We start from the raw sequence: 17905 nt of genomic DNA, 5'->3' as shown, positions 1-17905 counted from the left end.
ATGCTTAAAATAACAAAACTTTTTTATTATTACTATACTACCGTTAAACGGATATAAAAATTATGCTATACTAGTTAAATCTATTTGTACCGATGCTCCCATAGTAGAAGATAAATACATTGCTTTTAAATAACTTCCTTTTAATCCGGCAGGTTTCGCTTTAATTACTGCCTCAATAAACGCATTTAAATTTTTTAATAAATCTTGGTCTGAAAAGGATAATTTTCCAAGCCCTGCATGAATTATACCTGCTTTCTCTGCTCTATATTCTACTTGACCGCTTTTAGCATTTTTAATAGCATTTTTAATATCTAAAGTTACGGTACCAAGTTTAGGGTTAGGCATTAAACCTTTTGGTCCTAAAATTCTTGCAACTGAACCTATAACTGCCATCATATCGGGAATAGCTATACATACATCAAAATTAATTTTCCCTGCTTTAATTTCATCAATAATATTTGTTGAACCTACTAAATCTGCCCCAGCACTTTTAGCTTCTTCTTCTCTTTCTTCTTTACAAATAACGGCAACTCTTACGGTTTTACCTGTACCGGCAGGTAAATTAACTACACCACGTACCATTTGATCGGAATGCCTAGGATCAATTCCAAGCTTCATAACTATTTCTAAGGTTGGATCAAATTTAACATATGATGCTGATTTTAATCGTTCAACTGCATTTGTTAAATTATATAAAGTATCTGATTTTACTTTTTCTCTAGCTTCTCTTATTTTTTTACCGCCGCTAATTTTTACGGTAACATCTTTCTTATTTGACATAATAATTAACTCCCTACCACTTCAAGTCCCATAGATGCAGCACTACCACAAATAATTTTTGTTGCTGCTTCAATATCTTTTGTATTTAAATCAGGCATTTTTAACTTTGCAATTTCACGACAATCATCCATAGTAACTTTACCTACTACGGCTTCTTTCTTAGTAGCACTAGAACCTTTAGTAATTTTAGCATATTTCTTTAAAAAATAAGAGGCAGGAGGGGTTTTTATTTTAAAAGAAAAACTACTATCTTCATAAACAGTAATTAAAGTCGGCAAAGGTACTCCTTTTTCCGTATCTTTTGTACTATTATTAAATTCATCACAAAATGTTTTAATATTAACTTTTCTTTGCCCAAGAGCCGGTCCTATAGGAGGAGCAGGAGTGGCTCCGCCTGCCGGAATTATCAAGTTAATATAACCTTTTATTGCTTTCTGAGACATTTATAAATATCCTTATTTTTCTCTTAAATTAATAGTGTATAAACTTGTCATTCCTGCGAAAGCAGGAATCTAAAATAAAATATATCTTAAAAAAAACAAGTGTTTTATAAGTTGTGCTGGATTCCTGCTTTCGCAGGAATGACATCAGCGATCTTTATTAGGCTAATAGCAACAATATACTGATTAGTATAAAAATCTAACTACCTTTAATCGTTTTTCTTTACTTGGTTAAAATTTAGTTCTATTGGAGTTGCTTTACCAAATATTAATACTGAAACTTTTAACCTATTTTTTTCTTGATCTATTTCTTCTACCGTACCGGTGAAAGTTTCAAAAGGACCGTCTGTAACAGTCACTATTTCACCAACTTCATACAATTTAGAATTCTTTGCTTCTTTAGCTTCTGCTTCCAAATTATTAAAAATATTCTGTATTTCGCTTTCCATAAGAGCTTTTGGTGTGGTCTTGCTTCCTAAAAAGCCGGTTACTCCTGGTATATTTTTTACTAAATGCCAAGATTTATCAGTCATATTCATCTTTATCAAGATATAACTCGGCATTAGTTTTTTTTCTACTTTGACATTTTTACCGCGTTTAACTTCAGAAACTCCAAAAACAGGTATTAATATATCTTCAAAAAAATCCGTCATTTTCTGTTTAGCGATTCTTCTAAGCATATCTTCTTTAATGCGTTTCTCTGCTCCTGATGCCGTATGTACTACATACCACTGCTTTACATTTTTTTCAGAAGAAGGCAATATATTATCTATACTCTGTTCTGTCACAATTTATTCCTTATACTATTTGCCTATATTAAGCAAAAGCTGCATTATGTTATGTATACTATAATCAAGCACCAAACAAATTAGGCTAAAAATAAAAACTGCTACTACCACTACTAATGTTGAAGCAACAAGCTCTTTTCTAGTTGGCCAAACTACCTTATAAGTTTCTTGTTTAACTTGTTCAAAAAACTTATAAATTTTATATTCTTTAAACATATTTTTGTTAGGTAATTTATTAGACTTCTTACAAAATTCTACTTCTAGAGGTAATTGAGGCAATGATCCAACAATGGAATTCTCACATACTAGCATGTACGCTGCGATTCGAGGTGAAGTATCTCTTTCAAATTTTTCTCTATAAGCAAACTTTGTAAAAATTCTATATTTTATAGCAAAAAAGCTCTAAACCTATAATGGCAGGAGCGACAGGCATCGAACCCGCAACCTCCGGTTTTGGAGACCGGCACTCTACCAATTGAGCTACACTCCTATCATATTTTTAATAAAAAATCAATAAATTTATTAAAAATATTTGTTATTATTAAAAAATTACTATAATAATCGGTACTTCTAATTTATAAGCTGTCACAGTAAAACAACATTTACCTTTGCAAGACATGACAGTAATTATATCTAATTAGATCCATCAATTATTTTTTAGCTTTAATAATATCAGCTACCTGACTCGGCACTTGATCATAATGAGAAAATATCATACTAAACTGAGCTCTACCTTGAGATAAAGACCTAAGCGTATTAACATAACCAAACATTTCCGCTAACGGAACATTCGCAGTAACTACTTGAGCATTTCCTCTTGGATCCATGCTTTGAATTTGCCCTCTACGACTATTTAAATCACCTATAATATCACCCATATATTCATCAGGAGTGATAACTTCAACTTTCATAATAGGCTCAAGTAATTTAGGATTACCTTTCGGCATCCCTTCTCTAAAGGCTGCCTTTGCAGCAATTTCAAACGCAAGTACACTAGAATCTACATCATGAAACGCACCGTCAACTAAAGTTGCTTTAAAATCAATCATAGGATAACCGGCAATAACACCAGTTTCTCTAATATTATTTAAACCTTTTTCAACACCCGGTATATATTCTTTAGGCACGGCACCGCCGACGATTTTACTTTCAAAGACAAAAGTTTTATTTTTATCTTCATCTTTTAGATCTTTTACCTCTTTTAGAGGCTCAAAAATAATTTTTACGCGAGCAAATTGTCCTGCACCGCCGGATTGTTTCTTATGGGTATAATCGATTTCGCAAGCTTTTGTTATAGTTTCACGATATGCTACTTGAGGAGCCCCGATATTTGCTTCAACCTTAAACTCTCTTCTCATACGATCAATGATAATTTCTAAATGGAGTTCTCCCATTCCTTTTATCACTGTTTGTCCTGTTTCATGATCCGTTGAAACTCTAAATGATGGATCTTCAGCTGCTAAACGAGAAAGTGCAAGACCCATTTTTTCTTGATCGGCTGTTGATTTAGGTTCTACCGCAAGCTCAATTACCGGCTCCGGAAATTCCATTCTTTCTAAGATTACTTGCTTATCTATATCGGACAACGTATCACCGGTAGTGGTATCTTTAAGACCTGCTAAAGCTACTATATCGCCTGCCGATGCCTCTTTTACGTCTTCACGATTATTAGCATGCATTAATAGCATTCTACCGATTTTTTCTCTTTTATTCTTCACGGTATTAATAACAGTGGTTCCTGAAGTAATTTTCCCTGAATATATTCTAATAAAAGTTAATGAGCCGACAAACGGATCATTCATAATTTTAAATGCTAAAGCTGAAAAAGGCTCAGTTATTGAAATAGGAAAATCTTTTTCTTCACCGATACTTACTTCCATACCTTTTACTATACCTATATCAATAGGCGAAGGTAGGAAATCTACTACAGCATCAAGTAAAGGCTGTACTCCTTTATTTTTAAAAGCACTACCGCATAAAACCGGATAAAATGCTGCTGAAATAGTACCTTTTCTGATTAATCTTTTAATTTCTTCTTCTGTTACTTCTTCACCTGATAAATATTTTTCCATGATCGCGTCATCTAACTCGACAACCATATCAAGTAATTTAGCAAGATATTCTTCAGCCTTGTCTTTCATATCGGCAGGTATATCTTCTTCAAAATATTCAGCACCAAGTGATTCATCTTTCCAAATCACTGCTTTCATTTTAACAAGATTAATTATACCTTTAAAATTTTCTTCAATCCCTACAGGCAACTGAATAACAAGCGGTTTTGCTCCTAAACGATCTTTGATCATTTCAACGCATCTATAAAAATCTGCTCCCATTCTGTCCATTTTATTGACAAAACACATTCTAGGAACATTATATTTATCTGCTTGCCTCCAAACCGTTTCAGACTGAGGTTCAACACCTGCTACGCCGTCAAATACTGCAACCGCACCGTCAAGAACACGAAGCGAACGCTCTACTTCGATAGTAAAATCAACGTGTCCGGGAGTATCAATAATATTAATTATCTTATCTTGCCATCTACAAGTAGTAGCAGCTGAGGTAATGGTTATACCGCGTTCTTGCTCCTGCTCCATCCAGTCCATGGTAGCACCGCCCTCATGAACTTCACCTATTTTATGCGATTTACCGGTATAATATAAAATACGTTCGGTAGTTGTGGTTTTACCGGCATCAATGTGAGCACATATCCCAATATTACGAATATGCTCAAGTTTATTTATTTTACTCATTATATACCCTACCTTATTTCATTTTTTTAGGGCTAAAATGAGAGAAAGCTTTATTAGCTTCAGCCATTTTATGAGTATCTTCTTTCTTCTTAATGGCGACGCCTCTATTATTAGAAGCTTCAAACAGCTCTTCAGCAAGTTTATCAATCATCATTTTTTCAGAACGTTTTGACGCAGCATTAATAATCCAACGGCTAGCAAGAGCATACCCTCTTCTTTCATCAACATGCGTCGGAACTTGATAATTAGCTCCTCCAACCCTAACTGAAGTTACTTCTAAATGTGGCTTCACGTTATGCATAGCATTATTAAAGGTTTGATACGGATCAACTCTATGCTTCTTTTCAATTTTATTAAAGGCTGAATAAACAATTTTCTCTGCAAGGGCTTTCTTTCCTTCTTTCATAATATTATTGATAAATCTTGACAGTAAAATACTGTTATATTTCATATCAGGTAAAATTACTCGCTTTTCGGCGGCGTGACGACGTGACATTTTATTTTTTCTCTCTAACTAATAATTTATTTTTTTGTAACTGCAACTTGTTTACGAGGAGCACCATAACGTGAACGACCTTGCTTACGCCCTTTAACTCCGGCAATATCATATGCACCGAGTACGATATGATATTTCACACCCGGAAGATCAGGAACCTGACCGCCTCTTACTAATACCCTATCATGCTCCTTTACACTATGCTTTTCACCGGGAATATATGCATTTACTGTTCTTTTATTACTTAAACGCACCGTTACAATCTTACGAAGTGCAGAGTTAGGCTTTTTAGGGGTAACGGTTTTTACAACTAGGCAAACACCACTTTTAAAAGGATTAGATTCTAAGGCAGGAGACTTGGTCTTACGAGTTTTTGACTTTCTCCCAAAACGTACTAATTGATTATATGTCGGCATTAAAAAAAATACTCCAAAAAAAACTTATATATACGATAAATAAAGGGGAAAAAATACTTCCACCCTTTATTTTAAATCATTTCTAAATACAAATTATAAGAATTTGTAAATTACACTAAATTTAAATTATAATTACTTTTTCCATAAAAGCAAGTATGTTTTAATTAACAATCATTTTTTTCTCAATTATTTTTGCTATAAAGCTGATTAACATCACTAAAATATAATAACAGCACGCAGCAATAAACATTGGAAAAAAATAATTATATGTTTCAATTGATACAATTTGTGCTCTACGCATTAAATCCATTTCTCCAAGCATAGAAATAATGGCTGATTCCTTAATCAAATTTACAAGCTCATTTACTAATGACGGAAAAATATTTTTAACTGCTTGCGGCAGAATTATATCTTTCATTATTAAAAACTTTGGAATAGCAAGAGCTTCAGCCGCTTCAAACTGCCCTTTATCAACTGCATTAATCCCCGCCCTGATTACTTCGGAAACATATGCTCCCGAATTAAGGGAAAAAGAAATAGCTCCCGCCATAAACACACTAAATTTAACGCCTATGATATAAGGTGAAGCAAAATAAATAATACTTAATTGAATTAATAAAGGAGTACCTCTGAAAATAGAAGTATAGAAATTTGCAAAAAGCCTTAAAGCACGATTCTTATTTACCTTACAAATAGCGAGCAACATCCCTATCACTAAACCGAATATAACGGCAATAACGCTATATTTTAAAGTTACTAAAGTCCCCTTTACAATAAAAAGGATTTTTGGATTAAATTTTATTAAATACTCAAACATAAATTATTATAGATTTATTCCTGTTTGGATCGGTGTTTTCGTCATTGCGAGGAGTTGCGTTAGCAACGACGCGACAATCTCAGGAATTTTATAATACTTCATGAGATTGCTTCGTCAAAACTTACAGTTTTTCCTCGCAATGACGATTTTTTAATACATCCTCTTGGCCGGTGGAATTGCACTTATCTCATCGGTTAAAGTGGTTAGCGTTACAGGTTTATAATCAAGAACTACTTTACCTGCTTCATCGATAGAGCTAAGAGTATGCTTCATCCAATCTTCATCATTACGATCAGGATAATCTTCCCTAGCATGAGCACCTCTGCTTTCTTTTCTTGCAGCTGCCGAATATACTGTCACCAAGGCCTGGTCAAGTAGATTATCTAGCTCTAAGGCTTCTACTAAATCACTATTCCAAATTAAAGATTTATCGTTAATTTTTATATCTTTATAGCCGCTTCTTATTTCGCTAATCATTCCTACTCCTTCATCTAGTACTTCTTGAGTTCTAAATACCAAAGCGTGGCTTTGCATAGTTCTTTGCATTTTAAGCCTTAAATCTGCAACTAAAATATTACCGTTAGCGTGACGGACTTTATCAAATCTATTTATAATTTTTTCAAGACTTGCCTCTTTTATAGGCTTATGGGGACTCGCTGGACTAATAAGCTCAGCTGCTTTTAAAGCACTACTTCTACCGAATACTACTAAATCAAGCAAAGAATTTGACCCCAACCTGTTAGCTCCGTGTACCGATACACAAGCAGCTTCACCGATTGCCATAAGTCCCTTTACTACGCTATTATGATTCGTACCGTCTTTGATTATGACTTGACCGTGGTAATTAGTCGGTATCCCGCCCATATTATAATGAACTGTAGGAAGTACCGGTATCGGCTCTTTAGTGACATCAACACCGGCAAAAATTTTAGCCGTCTCAGAAATACCTGGCAAACGGCTATGTAAAATCTCAGGCGATAAATGATTTAAATGCAGAAATACGTGATCTTTATGCTCACCGACTCCTCGCCCTTCACGAATCTCGATAGTCATCGCTCTTGAAACTACGTCTCTTGATGCTAAATCCTTTGCGGCCGGGGCGTAACGCTCCATAAAACGCTCTCCGTTTGCATTAACAAGATACCCCCCTTCACCTCTTGCTCCCTCGGTAATGAGACAACCGGCAGAATATATACCGGTCGGGTGAAACTGTACAAACTCCATATCTTGCAGCGGCAAACCTGCTCTAATCGCCATACCGCCCCCGTCGCCCGTACAAGTATGAGCAGACGTCGCCGAAAAATAAGCACGCCCGTATCCACCCGTTGCAAGCACTACATTATGAGCCCTAAAACAATGCAGAGTACCATCGTCTAAATTCCACGCAACTACGCCTCTACATTCACCATCTTCCATCAATAAATCAATAGCAAAATACTCAACGAAAAACTGTACTTTATGCTTTAGTGACTGCTGATATAACGTATGAAGTATGGCATGCCCCGTGCGATCTGCCGCAGCACATGTACGCTGAGCCGCTTTTCCTTTACCGTACTCCGTAGTCATTCCTCCAAAAGGACGTTGATAAATCTTTCCCTCTTCGGTTCTTGAGAAAGGTACGCCGTAATGCTCTAGCTCTAAAATCGCATCAGGAGCGTTCTTACACATATACTCAATAACATCCTGATCACCTAACCAATCAGAGCCTTTAACAGTATCATACATATGCCAACGCCAATCATCTTCGCCCATATTCCCAAGAGCCGCACTAATACCGCCCTGAGCTGCTACAGTATGACTACGAGTTGGAAACAACTTAGTTATACAAGCGGTATTTAGCCCTTCTTTAGCCATACCGAACGCAGAACGAAGACCTGCTCCGCCCGCACCTACAACTACTACGTCAAATTTATGATGAATGATATTATACGCTTTAGTCATTAAATTAATTTTTTATCTTGTATTTTGAAATGTTTGTGTCAACGTCATTGCGAACGAACGAAGAGAGCGTGGCAATCTCATGAAACAGTATGAAATTCCTGAGATTGCCGCGTCGAGGCTTCGCCTCTCCTCGCAATGACTACTTACGAAAACTTACTCATCATCAATCAAATCTAAAATTGATTTTTCACTAAATATATTGTTTTTTGCTTGATATATTCCTATACTTACAGCATCGCGTAACAATCTTAACTTTATGTTTTCTTCAAATTTATCTAGTAACATTCATCCCCTATAAAACATCGCTACTACAAAAGCTGCAATAGTCACAATACAAAATAATTGTACTATTACAATCAATGTATTACGTAATTTGTGACAACTTACATAATCCTCAATCACTACACGCATACCAAGCATTGCATGATACAACGAAATAGCCACCGTAATTAACAATGCTACTACGTTAAAAGGCTTTTTAAGCTCCCACATAATAATATTTATGTCATTATTTTTGTTAGTTAGCGTAAAATATATTAACCATATAGAACATAAAGCTAATATAATCCCCGTTACTCTTTGCAATAACCAATAATGAGAACCGCTTTTAGCAGAACCGCTATTTTTTGCTTTTACAATTTCTGCTTTAAAATCATATACCATTAATTTTCTCTAAACATATTAAGCTGTCATACGTCTTTTCGTCATTGCGAGGAGCGAAGTGACGTGGCAATCTCGTCAAATATCCTGAGATTGCTTCGTCAATTACTTACGTAATTTCCTCGCAATGACGTTTTTAATTACTACATCCACAACAATATAGTTAATAATATAGAACATACAACTACACACCAACCGGTGATATTAACTGCTTTTATAGAAAAGCCGTAACCGATATCCCAAAACAAATGCCGAATACCGTTGCATAAATGATAAAACCAAGCGTAGCTTACTGCTACTAAGCATATTTTTATAATGCAGCAATTAGCAAGTTGTAAATAATTATTGTCATATTTGCTAAGAATCAACCACCACGCCAAAATCGATACTGCAAAAAATAGAGCTACGCCGGTCATACGATGCAAAATCGACAATGTAGAACTTATTTGCGGCTTATATATACTTAAATGCGGGGAAGTCGGACGCTTATTATAAATTTCTTGTTTGGTTTTAGTCATATATTTCTAATAAATAAAAAAAGGTTATGTCATTCCCGCAAAAGCGGGAATCCAGTACTTTTAGCTGTCACCCCGTGGCTTGACCACGTGGTCCATAAAAACAATAAAAAATACTAATATATTAGTATTTTTAACTGGATCCCGTGGACAAGCCACGGGATGACATTACTATCTCTGTAACCAATGCCCTTCTGCGGGTGATAAGTCATCCGCTACTGCTCTCCTATCATCAAAGACAAAACACTCGCCTTGCCATAAATTATTTTTATTTTGTGTATCTTCTAAATATTGCAGTATCCCGCCTTTTAGATGATATACCTCTTCATAACCTATACTTTTAAGTAAGCTGGTGGATTTTTCACACCTAATACCGCCTGTACAGACCATAGCAATTTTCTTACCTTTGAGCAATTCTTGATTCTGCTGAACCCAAGCGGGAAACTGTTTAAATGTTCTGGTATTAGGATTAATTGCCGATTTAAATGTACCGACCTCTACTTCATAATCATTACGAGTATCTATTACTATAACATTTTGTTTGGTGATAAATTCGTCCCAATCTTTCGGCTCTATATATTCACCTTTAAATAAATCAACATTTAAATCTTCAACATTCATCGCTACAATCTCTTTCTTAAGTCTAACTTTCAGCTTATGAAAAGGATGAACATCACTATAATTTATTTTAACGTTAACATCTTTGGGATAGGTTAGTTTTATTAGTTCTTCAAGTACAAGATTTACATTTTCATATGAGCCTGAAAAAGAACTGTTAAAACCTTCGTTAGCTAATAAAATAGTACCTCTAACATATTTTTTTTTACCGATAAGCAAAAGTTTCGGTATCAAATTCGCCGGTTCTTCTATATTAACAAAACTGTATGCACTTAAAATTGCTATTTTTTCATTCATAAATTATTTAGGTATTATTATTGTATGGCTTGAATTTTTAACGTCATTGTGAAGCCACAACGTGGCTGAAGCAATCTCAGGACTTTTTTACTAGATTGCTTCGTCAATACTTCGTATTTCCTCGCAATGACGATAATCACTCTATATAACTTGTAACGGCACAAATACACTTGTATCGCCCCTTTCAATCAAGAGCAAAATATTTTGCTTATTCGATTTTTTTGCATTTTCATATAATTCTTCTAGCTTACTTATATTGTCTATGCTTTCCTGATTAATATTGGTTATAACTATTCCCGCCTTATCGCTCGGAATATCATATTGTTGTCTTAATTCTTCAGTCAAATTACTAAAAGTAATATTATTTTTAGTAATAGATAAATTACTTTCTTCTTTGTTTGTTATTTCTTCTTTATTGGTCTCTTCTGTAGAATCTTTGGTAACTTCTTCATTATCTGAAGTAATTTTAATAGGTAATTCAAGCTCTTTTTTATCGCGAAGTATTTTTACTTTTACTTCCTGATCAATAGGAGCATCTGCAATAATTACACGCAATTTTTTAGTATTTTTAACCGGTATATCTGCAAACTCTATTATTATATCACCTGTTTTAATTCCTGCTTTATCACCTGGACCGTCTTCTTGTACTTTAGCTACTAACACCCCCCTAGTATCTTTAAGCCCTAACCCTTCAGAAATTTCCTCGGTTAAATCTTGTATTGTTACTCCAAGGCGTCCTCTACTTACTTTTCCATCTTTCTTAAGACGTTCGATTATGGGCTTTGCAGTATTTGACGGTATTGCAAAACCAATACCTATATTAGTACCGAGCGGTGAAAAAATTGCCGTATTTACGCCTATTACTTTTTGATCCAAATTAAACATAGGACCACCAGAATTACCGTTATTAATTGCAGCATCCGTTTGAATAAAATTATCGACTATATTATCCGTATCTATATCAATATCCCGCCCTTTAGAGGAAATAATACCGCTTGTCACCGTACCACCTAGATTACCAAATGGATTACCGATTGCAATAACCCAGTCTCCTACTCTTGCATCATTTGAATCTCCAAACTCAACAAACGGTAACGGTTCCTCACTATCTATTTTTAAGAGAGCTAAATCGGTTTTAGTATCGCTACCTATTAATTTAGCCGATAATTCGGTATTGTCTGCAAGTTTTATATTAATTTTATCAAAATTTGCAATTACATGATAGTTTGTCACTATTAAACCGTTAGGCTCAATAATAAACCCTGAACCAAGCGGAACGCTTTTAGGAGTTTGATCGATTTCTTCCAAATTCAGCGGTATATTAAGCTTTTCTAAAAAATCATTAATGAAGTCTAAAGGCTTTTTTTCTTGCAGCGGATCTTTCTCAGCATTTTCCGACTTACTATTAACATATTCTATTGTTGAAATATTAACGACTGCAGGAATTAACGGCTCAACTATATCAGCAAAGCTATAACGGACAGCTTCACTTACTTTTAAAGGAGCAGAATTTATTGCCGTAAATTCATTCTCTTCTTGCTCCGCTACTTTTAAAGATTTACTATTTTCTTTTGCTAGAACAATGTTACTTGATATTAAAACTATTAAAATAAGAACTATTTTCAGGTTCATCATACTACTTAGTTAGATTTAGGTATTTTAAAACTTCCGCATCCGGTGAAATCACAAAATTAGTATCTTCTTTCTTTAAAGAATTTTTATATACTAAAAGTGATCTATAAAATTTATAAAATTCCGGATCGACGGAATAAGCGGAATTATATATTTTTGCCGCTTTTTCATCGCCGTCACCTTTGATAATTTGTGCATCTCGATAAGCTTTAGCAAGTATTATTTTACTTTCTTTATCTGCTTTTGAACGGATACGCACGCTTTCTTCCTGTCCTTCTGCTCTAATTTGGGTCGCTTCTTTTTCACGTGCCGTTTGCATACGGCGATAAATAGCCGCACTATTTTCTTTAGGTAAATCTGCTCTTAAAATTCTAACATCTACAACATCAATTCCAAAGCTTTTAGCTTCTCCGTCTACTTGATTTAAGATATTTAGCATTACATTACTACGCTCTTGACTTAAAAGACTACTTAGCGAAATTTTACCTATCACTTTACGCATTGACGATTCAAGATTACGAGTCAACCTAATTTTCACACCTTGATAATCATGTACCGTTTTATAAAACATTACGGGATTATTAATTTGGAATTTGGCATAAGCATCAACAATAACTCGTTTACCGTCAGCAGCCGTTAATTCTTTTGCCTCAACTTCAACATCTAAAAGACGTTTATCAAAAAATTCAACGTTTTGAATAAACGGGATTTTAATATTTAGCCCTGGATTTTCTATAGTTCTAACTGCTTCACCAAACTGGAATACTACAGCAAATTGGCGTTGGTCCACTGAAAATAAGGAGCTAAAAATCAGTATCAGCCCAAAAACAATTGTAAAAATTATATAATAAATCTTTTGTTGCATTTAATATTCCTTGTTGAGTTTTTATTAGCTCCGTCATTGCGAGAAGAAACTGCAAGTTTTGACGAAGCAATCTCGTGTCAAAATCCTGAGATTGCCACGCTCCTTTCAGTCGCTCGCAATGACGATTTGGTATCCACGCAGCCTACGGCTGCTCGCAATGACGAGACAGCACAGCTAATTTTTGAAGTTCATCGAGTAATAGCCATATGCGGCAGTAGTGCATTATTAATAATCGTTTTATTTGAACCGCCTAATATCTCTTCGACTACTTCTAAATATAACCTATCTCTAGTTACTTGCCTACCTATAGTATATTGTTTATAAATAGCATTAAATCTTTGGCTATCACCTTCTGCTTTTGATATAACTTCTTCTTTATAACCTTCTGCTTCTTGTATAATCTTTGCGGCCGCTCCTCGAGCTTCCGGCAAAATCTTATTATTATAGGCTTGAGCTTGATTTATTTCTTTCTCTTTATCTGCTTTTGAAGTTTGTACATCTCTATAAGCGTCTATTACTTCGGCAGGCGGTTCGGCTTTTAATAATTGTACTTTCTCAATCATAACACCGGCATTGTAACTATCCAGTATCTTCTGTGCTAATTTTTCTATTTTATAAGTAATTTCCTGCTTTTGATCGGATAATACCCACGAAATAAGAGTATTGCCTATTACTTCTCTAACAGCACTTTCTACTGTTGCTTTTACTGTTTCTTCAGGTCTTTGTACGTTAAAAATAAAATCTTCAAGATTATTAATATGCCACATTACGTCACAATTTAAAGCAACAATATTTTCATCACCTGTAAGCATTATACTTTCACCGGCAATATTTTTAGTATTATCGCCACCGCTACGTGCCGAGCTATTTGTACGATAACCAATCTCAATTCGGCGTGATTGTTTAACTTTCTCAACTATTATCTTTTCAAAAGGGGCAGGCAAATGATAATTAAGCCCGGGGTAGCCCTTACGCACAAAACGCCCAAATCTTATTACCGCTGCTTCTTCACCTTCTTTTATTTCATAAATACCCGAAGCAAGCCATAAAGCAAGCAATGCAACAACAGCTAAAATTATTGTTTTGCTATTAAAATTAAACTGGAATTGAAATTTATCAAAATTAAATTGATTTTTACGCGGTCTTGTGAATATATTATCTTCTTTATCAGAATCAAAATCTTTCCATGGGGATTTTTTTAAAATCGAGCTATATTTTTTACTAAGCATTTGCTTTTTTATATTATTTTAAAAGGATTAAGTGATTATATATATTATAGCATATAACGTCAAGTTACGAACTTAAAACAACCTTAAAAAGGAAATTTAATATGGCGGATTTACACCAAAAGCAAATTATCGATAAACTTCAGCATATTATATTTAAAGACAATACTTTTTTAAATAAAGTTATATCGGATATTATAATTAAGGGGAATAATATAGGTTTTTCTATAGATATATCAGGTAAAGACAAGTTAGAAGCCGAAGAAATAAAAACTAAAGCAATTGATAAGCTTAATGAGATTTCGGAAATAAATAAAATAACAATTGTTTTTACCGAAAGTAAACCGATGAAGAAAAAAGCTCAAAAACCAAAACATTTTATAGAAAACGTAAAAAAAATTATCTTAGTAGCGTCAGGTAAAGGCGGAGTCGGAAAATCTACAATATCGGCTCTTATTGCTCAGCAATTGAGTCTAGAAAATTACCGAGTAGGAATAGTAGATGCCGATATTTACGGTCCGTCAATTCCCCATATATTCGGCATTAACGAAGTACCGAAAACGAAAGATGGACGAATAATACCGATAACGGTAAAAAGCATCCAAGTTATTTCTATAGGCTTTTTTGTTAAAGACCATTCGGCAATTATTTGGCACGGTCCTATGGCGAGTAAGACCATTTATCAATTATTATCAGTAACAAAATGGGATAATTTAGATTATCTAATTATCGATATGCCACCGGGAACTGGTGATATTCATTTAAGCCTTTTAGAGAATTATCATTTAGACGGCGTAATAATCGTAACAACACCGCAAAAAATATCAGAAATAGATGTAATACGTTCTATAGATTTATATCAAAAACTTAATTTACCTATTTTGGGAATAATTGAGAATATGAGCTATATGTTTGAAAATAATAGCGGCGGGCATTTATCACAAAAATATAATATTCCTTTAATCACTCAAATTCCGATTATGCCGGAGATAGCCGATGCTTGCGATAAATCACTAACTCTAACAGACTTATTAACATTACCTTTAAAAGAATATTTATCATGAGAATATACGTATTGGCGGATGATAGAACAGGCAACACAAATCAGGCTATTGCACTTGCAGAAAAACTAACGGAAGAATATACAATAATTAGACTGCAGTATAATTGCTTAGCTAAGCTACCGAATTTCTTACTAAAATATTATCCTATTCATATAAAAAGTGAGCTATTGCAAGATATTATGGCAAAACCTTTACCTGATATGATAATTACCGCTGGCAGAAGAACAGCAGTTTTAGCATTTTATTTAAAAAAGAAATTTAAAGATATTAAGCTAATACAAATAATGAAGCCTAATCTCCCTTACAATACATTTGATGCCGTTATTCTGCCTTATCATGATTGCCGTGGCTTGTCCACGGGATCCAGTAATAAAAAATGCAAAAAGCTCGATTTATCTCGCTTTACGCTGGATCCCGTGGACAAGCCACGGGATGACACCGAGTACAAAAACATCATCCCTATCAATGGAGCTATCAACAACGTAACCGAAAAGTTCGCCGCTGCAAGCTTAGAACTCCAAAAATATTATCCCAATCTTAAACAATTTATTGCAGTTATAATCGGTGGGAATAATAAAAAATTTAACTTCAACGAAGATGAAGCAATTTTATTTTCTTCATTATTAAATAAAATATATACTAATCAACAAATACCTTTTTTCATTAGTTTTAGTAGACGTACACCACAAGCCGTAAAATCAATTATTAAAAATAATATACCGTCTTCCACAATTATTTATGACCCGAACGAAGACACAGGCTATAATCCTTATATAGCTATGCTTGCCAATGCAAAATATATAATCTCTACAGCCGACTCGATTTCCATGTGCAGCGAGGCAGCTTCAAGCAGCAAGCCTCTTTATATATTCTGCCCATCAAATTTTAATTCCTCAAAGCATAAGATTTTTATAAAGCAGTTAGTAGAGCAGAAAATAGCAAAAACTTTTGATGAGTCCGTAATAATGCTAGAGGAATATAGCTACAAACCCTTAAATGAAGAAGAAAGAGTAGCTGAAATTATTAAATCTTTATTAAAAAATATATGTCAAAAATAAACCTTAAACTTGAAAAATTTCGTAAAGCTTTTATGACACTTGAAGATATCTATTTAAAACCGACAACAGAAGATAGAGCTTATATTGAGGCAACGATTAGAAGATTTGAGTTTACTTTTGAACTTGCTTGGAAGTTTTTAAAAGAATATTTTTCTCAAAAAGGCACAGTTCTTCACTATCCTAAAGAAGTGATAAGGAAAGCTTTTATTACCGGTATTATAAATGATGAGAGTTTATGGATTTATACGCTTACTGATCGTAATATGACATCTCATACTTACGATAAAAAACTTGCCGATGAAATCTATAGCCGGATAAGAAATTATGTTCCTGAACTTAAGAAGTTACTAGATGCTATTGATTCAAAGATTTAATAATGCCTTGCAGTGTTTGAACTTCAGGGGAAGAGAGGCTATTGATACGTGTAAATATATTAGTGATATTTTGCTGCATAGCGGGCTTTTTGTCAGGAGCTTTGAAGAAGCCGGCTTTATCAAGTTTGCCGAATAAATTTGCTAAAAAATGCTCTATTTCTTCTTTAGTAGCTAATTTTTGAATATTATAAATATCCTCTCTAGGGGTAGAATTACGAAATAATTCATAGCATATAATAATAACCGCTTGAGCAATATTTAATGAGCTAAATTCAGTGGTGTTAATAGTGATAATCTTATTGGCAAGTGATATTTCTTCATTACTAAGCCCGTTATTTTCTCTCCCGAACATTATCCCGACTTTTGCAGAATTTGGATAATCTAAAGGCAAATTTTGTGAAAATACGTAATCTTTATTCATAGCCCTTTTAATGCAAGTAGTAGCATATAAATATTCGAGGTCTTTAATACAATCTTCAAGACTATCATAAACTTTTGCATTATCTATAATATTAACCGCTCCGACTGCATTACTAAGTGCTTGCTCATTAGGCCAGCCGTCTCTTGGAGCTACGATTCTAAGCTCATTTAAGCCGAAATTCTTCATTGCTCTTGCAGTAGCACCAATATTCTCACCCATTTGCGGGGCAACTAATATTATAACCGGATTCATTTAAACCCTCATAACATGACAAGTATAAGCGATTGCAACTGCATCAGCTTCATCAGAGTTAGTAATAACAGAAGTTCCAGGCAAAAGTAACTTTATCATATGCAAAATTTGGTCTTTCTCTGCATGCCCATAACCGGTTACGGTTTTTTTTACCGTATTTGGCTTAAACTCCCGCATATCCAAATTATATCTACCGATCAGCGACATTATTGCACCTCTAGCATAGCCGAGCTTTAACGAAGTCACGCTATTAGTATTAACAAATGTTTCTTCAATCGCCGCTATATTTGGTTGATATTCTAATATTACTTTTTCTAATGTACTGTTAATAAAGGCAAGTCTATTATGAATTTCATCTTTACTATTTGTTTTAATAATACCGCTAGCTAAATATTTCAGCTTTGCGGTATCCTTTGCAACCACCGCCCATCCAAGACTCCCAAGTGCCGGATCAATCCCAAGTACTATCATGATTACATATACCGTGTCACCCCG

General features: G+C 34.3%; 21 protein-coding genes and 1 tRNA gene. 3 read left to right on the top strand and 19 right to left on the bottom strand.

Going from position 1 to position 17905, the window contains the following annotated elements; translation table 11 throughout:
• Positions 1–60: 60 nt before the first annotated feature.
• The 17 genes from rplA to hflK form a co-directional block, all read right to left on the bottom strand.
• Positions 61–780, bottom strand: coding sequence for a 50S ribosomal protein L1 (rplA, locus tag ACE38Q_RS07450; protein ID WP_500190990.1), 720 nt, complete (start codon positions 778–780; stop codon positions 61–63).
• Positions 781–785: 5 nt separating this feature from the next.
• A complete protein-coding gene (gene rplK / locus ACE38Q_RS07445; protein ID WP_500190988.1) occupies positions 786–1223 on the bottom strand; it encodes a 50S ribosomal protein L11 in 438 nt (145 codons plus the stop codon).
• Between the two features lie 206 nt (positions 1224–1429).
• Positions 1430–2008 (bottom strand): transcription termination/antitermination protein NusG, encoded by a 579-nt coding sequence (gene nusG, locus ACE38Q_RS07440; protein WP_500190986.1) that lies wholly within the window; start codon positions 2006–2008, stop codon positions 1430–1432.
• A 15-nt stretch (positions 2009–2023) separates the two neighbouring features.
• Positions 2024–2224 (bottom strand): preprotein translocase subunit SecE, encoded by a 201-nt coding sequence (gene secE, locus ACE38Q_RS07435; protein WP_004996644.1) that lies wholly within the window; start codon positions 2222–2224, stop codon positions 2024–2026.
• A 198-nt stretch (positions 2225–2422) separates the two neighbouring features.
• A tRNA-Trp gene (locus ACE38Q_RS07430) sits at positions 2423–2498 on the bottom strand.
• 160 nt (positions 2499–2658) lie between these two features.
• Positions 2659–4758: an elongation factor G gene (gene fusA, locus ACE38Q_RS07425; RefSeq protein WP_500190983.1), complete on the bottom strand. Its 2100-nt coding sequence runs from the start codon at positions 4756–4758 to the stop codon at positions 2659–2661.
• 13 nt (positions 4759–4771) lie between these two features.
• Positions 4772–5254 (bottom strand): 30S ribosomal protein S7, encoded by a 483-nt coding sequence (gene rpsG, locus ACE38Q_RS07420; protein ID WP_004996646.1) that lies wholly within the window; start codon positions 5252–5254, stop codon positions 4772–4774.
• 26 nt (positions 5255–5280) lie between these two features.
• Positions 5281–5670: a 30S ribosomal protein S12 gene (rpsL, locus tag ACE38Q_RS07415; protein WP_500190979.1), complete on the bottom strand. Its 390-nt coding sequence runs from the start codon at positions 5668–5670 to the stop codon at positions 5281–5283.
• Positions 5671–5830: 160 nt separating this feature from the next.
• Positions 5831–6487 (bottom strand): amino acid ABC transporter permease, encoded by a 657-nt coding sequence (locus ACE38Q_RS07410; protein ID WP_500190976.1) that lies wholly within the window; start codon positions 6485–6487, stop codon positions 5831–5833.
• 150 nt (positions 6488–6637) lie between these two features.
• Positions 6638–8428, bottom strand: coding sequence for a succinate dehydrogenase flavoprotein subunit (sdhA, locus tag ACE38Q_RS07405; RefSeq protein ID WP_500190972.1), 1791 nt, complete (start codon positions 8426–8428; stop codon positions 6638–6640).
• A 153-nt stretch (positions 8429–8581) separates the two neighbouring features.
• Positions 8582–8713, bottom strand: coding sequence for a type II toxin-antitoxin system ParD family antitoxin (locus ACE38Q_RS07400; protein ID WP_500190969.1), 132 nt, complete (start codon positions 8711–8713; stop codon positions 8582–8584).
• Positions 8714–9091, bottom strand: coding sequence for a succinate dehydrogenase, hydrophobic membrane anchor protein (gene sdhD / locus ACE38Q_RS07395; protein ID WP_500190967.1), 378 nt, complete (start codon positions 9089–9091; stop codon positions 8714–8716).
• A gap of 140 nt (positions 9092–9231) precedes the next feature.
• Complete coding sequence (gene sdhC, locus ACE38Q_RS07390; protein ID WP_500190965.1) at positions 9232–9606, bottom strand: succinate dehydrogenase, cytochrome b556 subunit; 375 nt, start codon at positions 9604–9606, stop codon at positions 9232–9234.
• Between the two features lie 168 nt (positions 9607–9774).
• Positions 9775–10518, bottom strand: coding sequence for an oxygen-dependent tRNA uridine(34) hydroxylase TrhO (gene trhO / locus ACE38Q_RS07385; protein WP_500190961.1), 744 nt, complete (start codon positions 10516–10518; stop codon positions 9775–9777).
• A gap of 141 nt (positions 10519–10659) precedes the next feature.
• On the bottom strand, positions 10660–12153 hold the full coding sequence (locus ACE38Q_RS07380) for a Do family serine endopeptidase (RefSeq protein ID WP_500190958.1): 1494 nt from the start codon (positions 12151–12153) through the stop codon (positions 10660–10662).
• 1 nt (position 12154) lies between these two features.
• Entirely contained in the window at positions 12155–13015 is an 861-nt protein-coding gene (gene hflC, locus ACE38Q_RS07375; protein ID WP_500190954.1) for a protease modulator HflC, read from the bottom strand.
• A 188-nt stretch (positions 13016–13203) separates the two neighbouring features.
• Positions 13204–14244 (bottom strand): FtsH protease activity modulator HflK, encoded by a 1041-nt coding sequence (gene hflK, locus ACE38Q_RS07370; protein ID WP_500190952.1) that lies wholly within the window; start codon positions 14242–14244, stop codon positions 13204–13206.
• Between the two features lie 101 nt (positions 14245–14345).
• Here hflK and ACE38Q_RS07365 point away from each other — a divergent pair, with 101 nt between their 5' ends.
• The 3 genes from ACE38Q_RS07365 to ACE38Q_RS07355 are packed head-to-tail and all read left to right on the top strand — an operon-like array spanning position 14346 to position 16737.
• Positions 14346–15305, top strand: a complete 960-nt coding sequence (locus tag ACE38Q_RS07365) for an Mrp/NBP35 family ATP-binding protein (RefSeq protein ID WP_500190950.1) — start codon at positions 14346–14348, stop codon at positions 15303–15305.
• Entirely contained in the window at positions 15302–16363 is a 1062-nt protein-coding gene (locus tag ACE38Q_RS07360; protein WP_500190948.1) for a mitochondrial fission ELM1 family protein, read from the top strand. The genes ACE38Q_RS07365 and ACE38Q_RS07360 overlap by 4 nt, the downstream gene beginning before the upstream one ends.
• The gene (locus ACE38Q_RS07355) at positions 16351–16737 is read left to right on the top strand and encodes a nucleotidyltransferase substrate binding protein (protein WP_500190946.1); all 387 of its coding nucleotides are present in this window, start codon (positions 16351–16353) and stop codon (positions 16735–16737) included. The genes ACE38Q_RS07360 and ACE38Q_RS07355 overlap by 13 nt, the downstream gene beginning before the upstream one ends.
• Here the strand turns inward: ACE38Q_RS07355 and ACE38Q_RS07350 are convergent.
• Positions 16718–17410 (bottom strand): RNA methyltransferase, encoded by a 693-nt coding sequence (locus tag ACE38Q_RS07350; protein WP_500190944.1) that lies wholly within the window; start codon positions 17408–17410, stop codon positions 16718–16720. The genes ACE38Q_RS07355 and ACE38Q_RS07350 overlap by 20 nt on opposite strands.
• Positions 17411–17881 (bottom strand): crossover junction endodeoxyribonuclease RuvC, encoded by a 471-nt coding sequence (gene ruvC / locus ACE38Q_RS07345; protein ID WP_500191379.1) that lies wholly within the window; start codon positions 17879–17881, stop codon positions 17411–17413. It abuts the gene before it with no gap.
• Between the last annotated feature and the right edge of the window lie 24 nt (positions 17882–17905).

It is taken from the genome of Rickettsia endosymbiont of Thecocarcelia acutangulata (assembly GCF_964263195.1).
GTDB lineage: Bacteria > Pseudomonadota > Alphaproteobacteria > Rickettsiales > Rickettsiaceae > Rickettsia > Rickettsia felis.
This window is presented reverse-complemented; position numbering and strand designations above follow the sequence as displayed.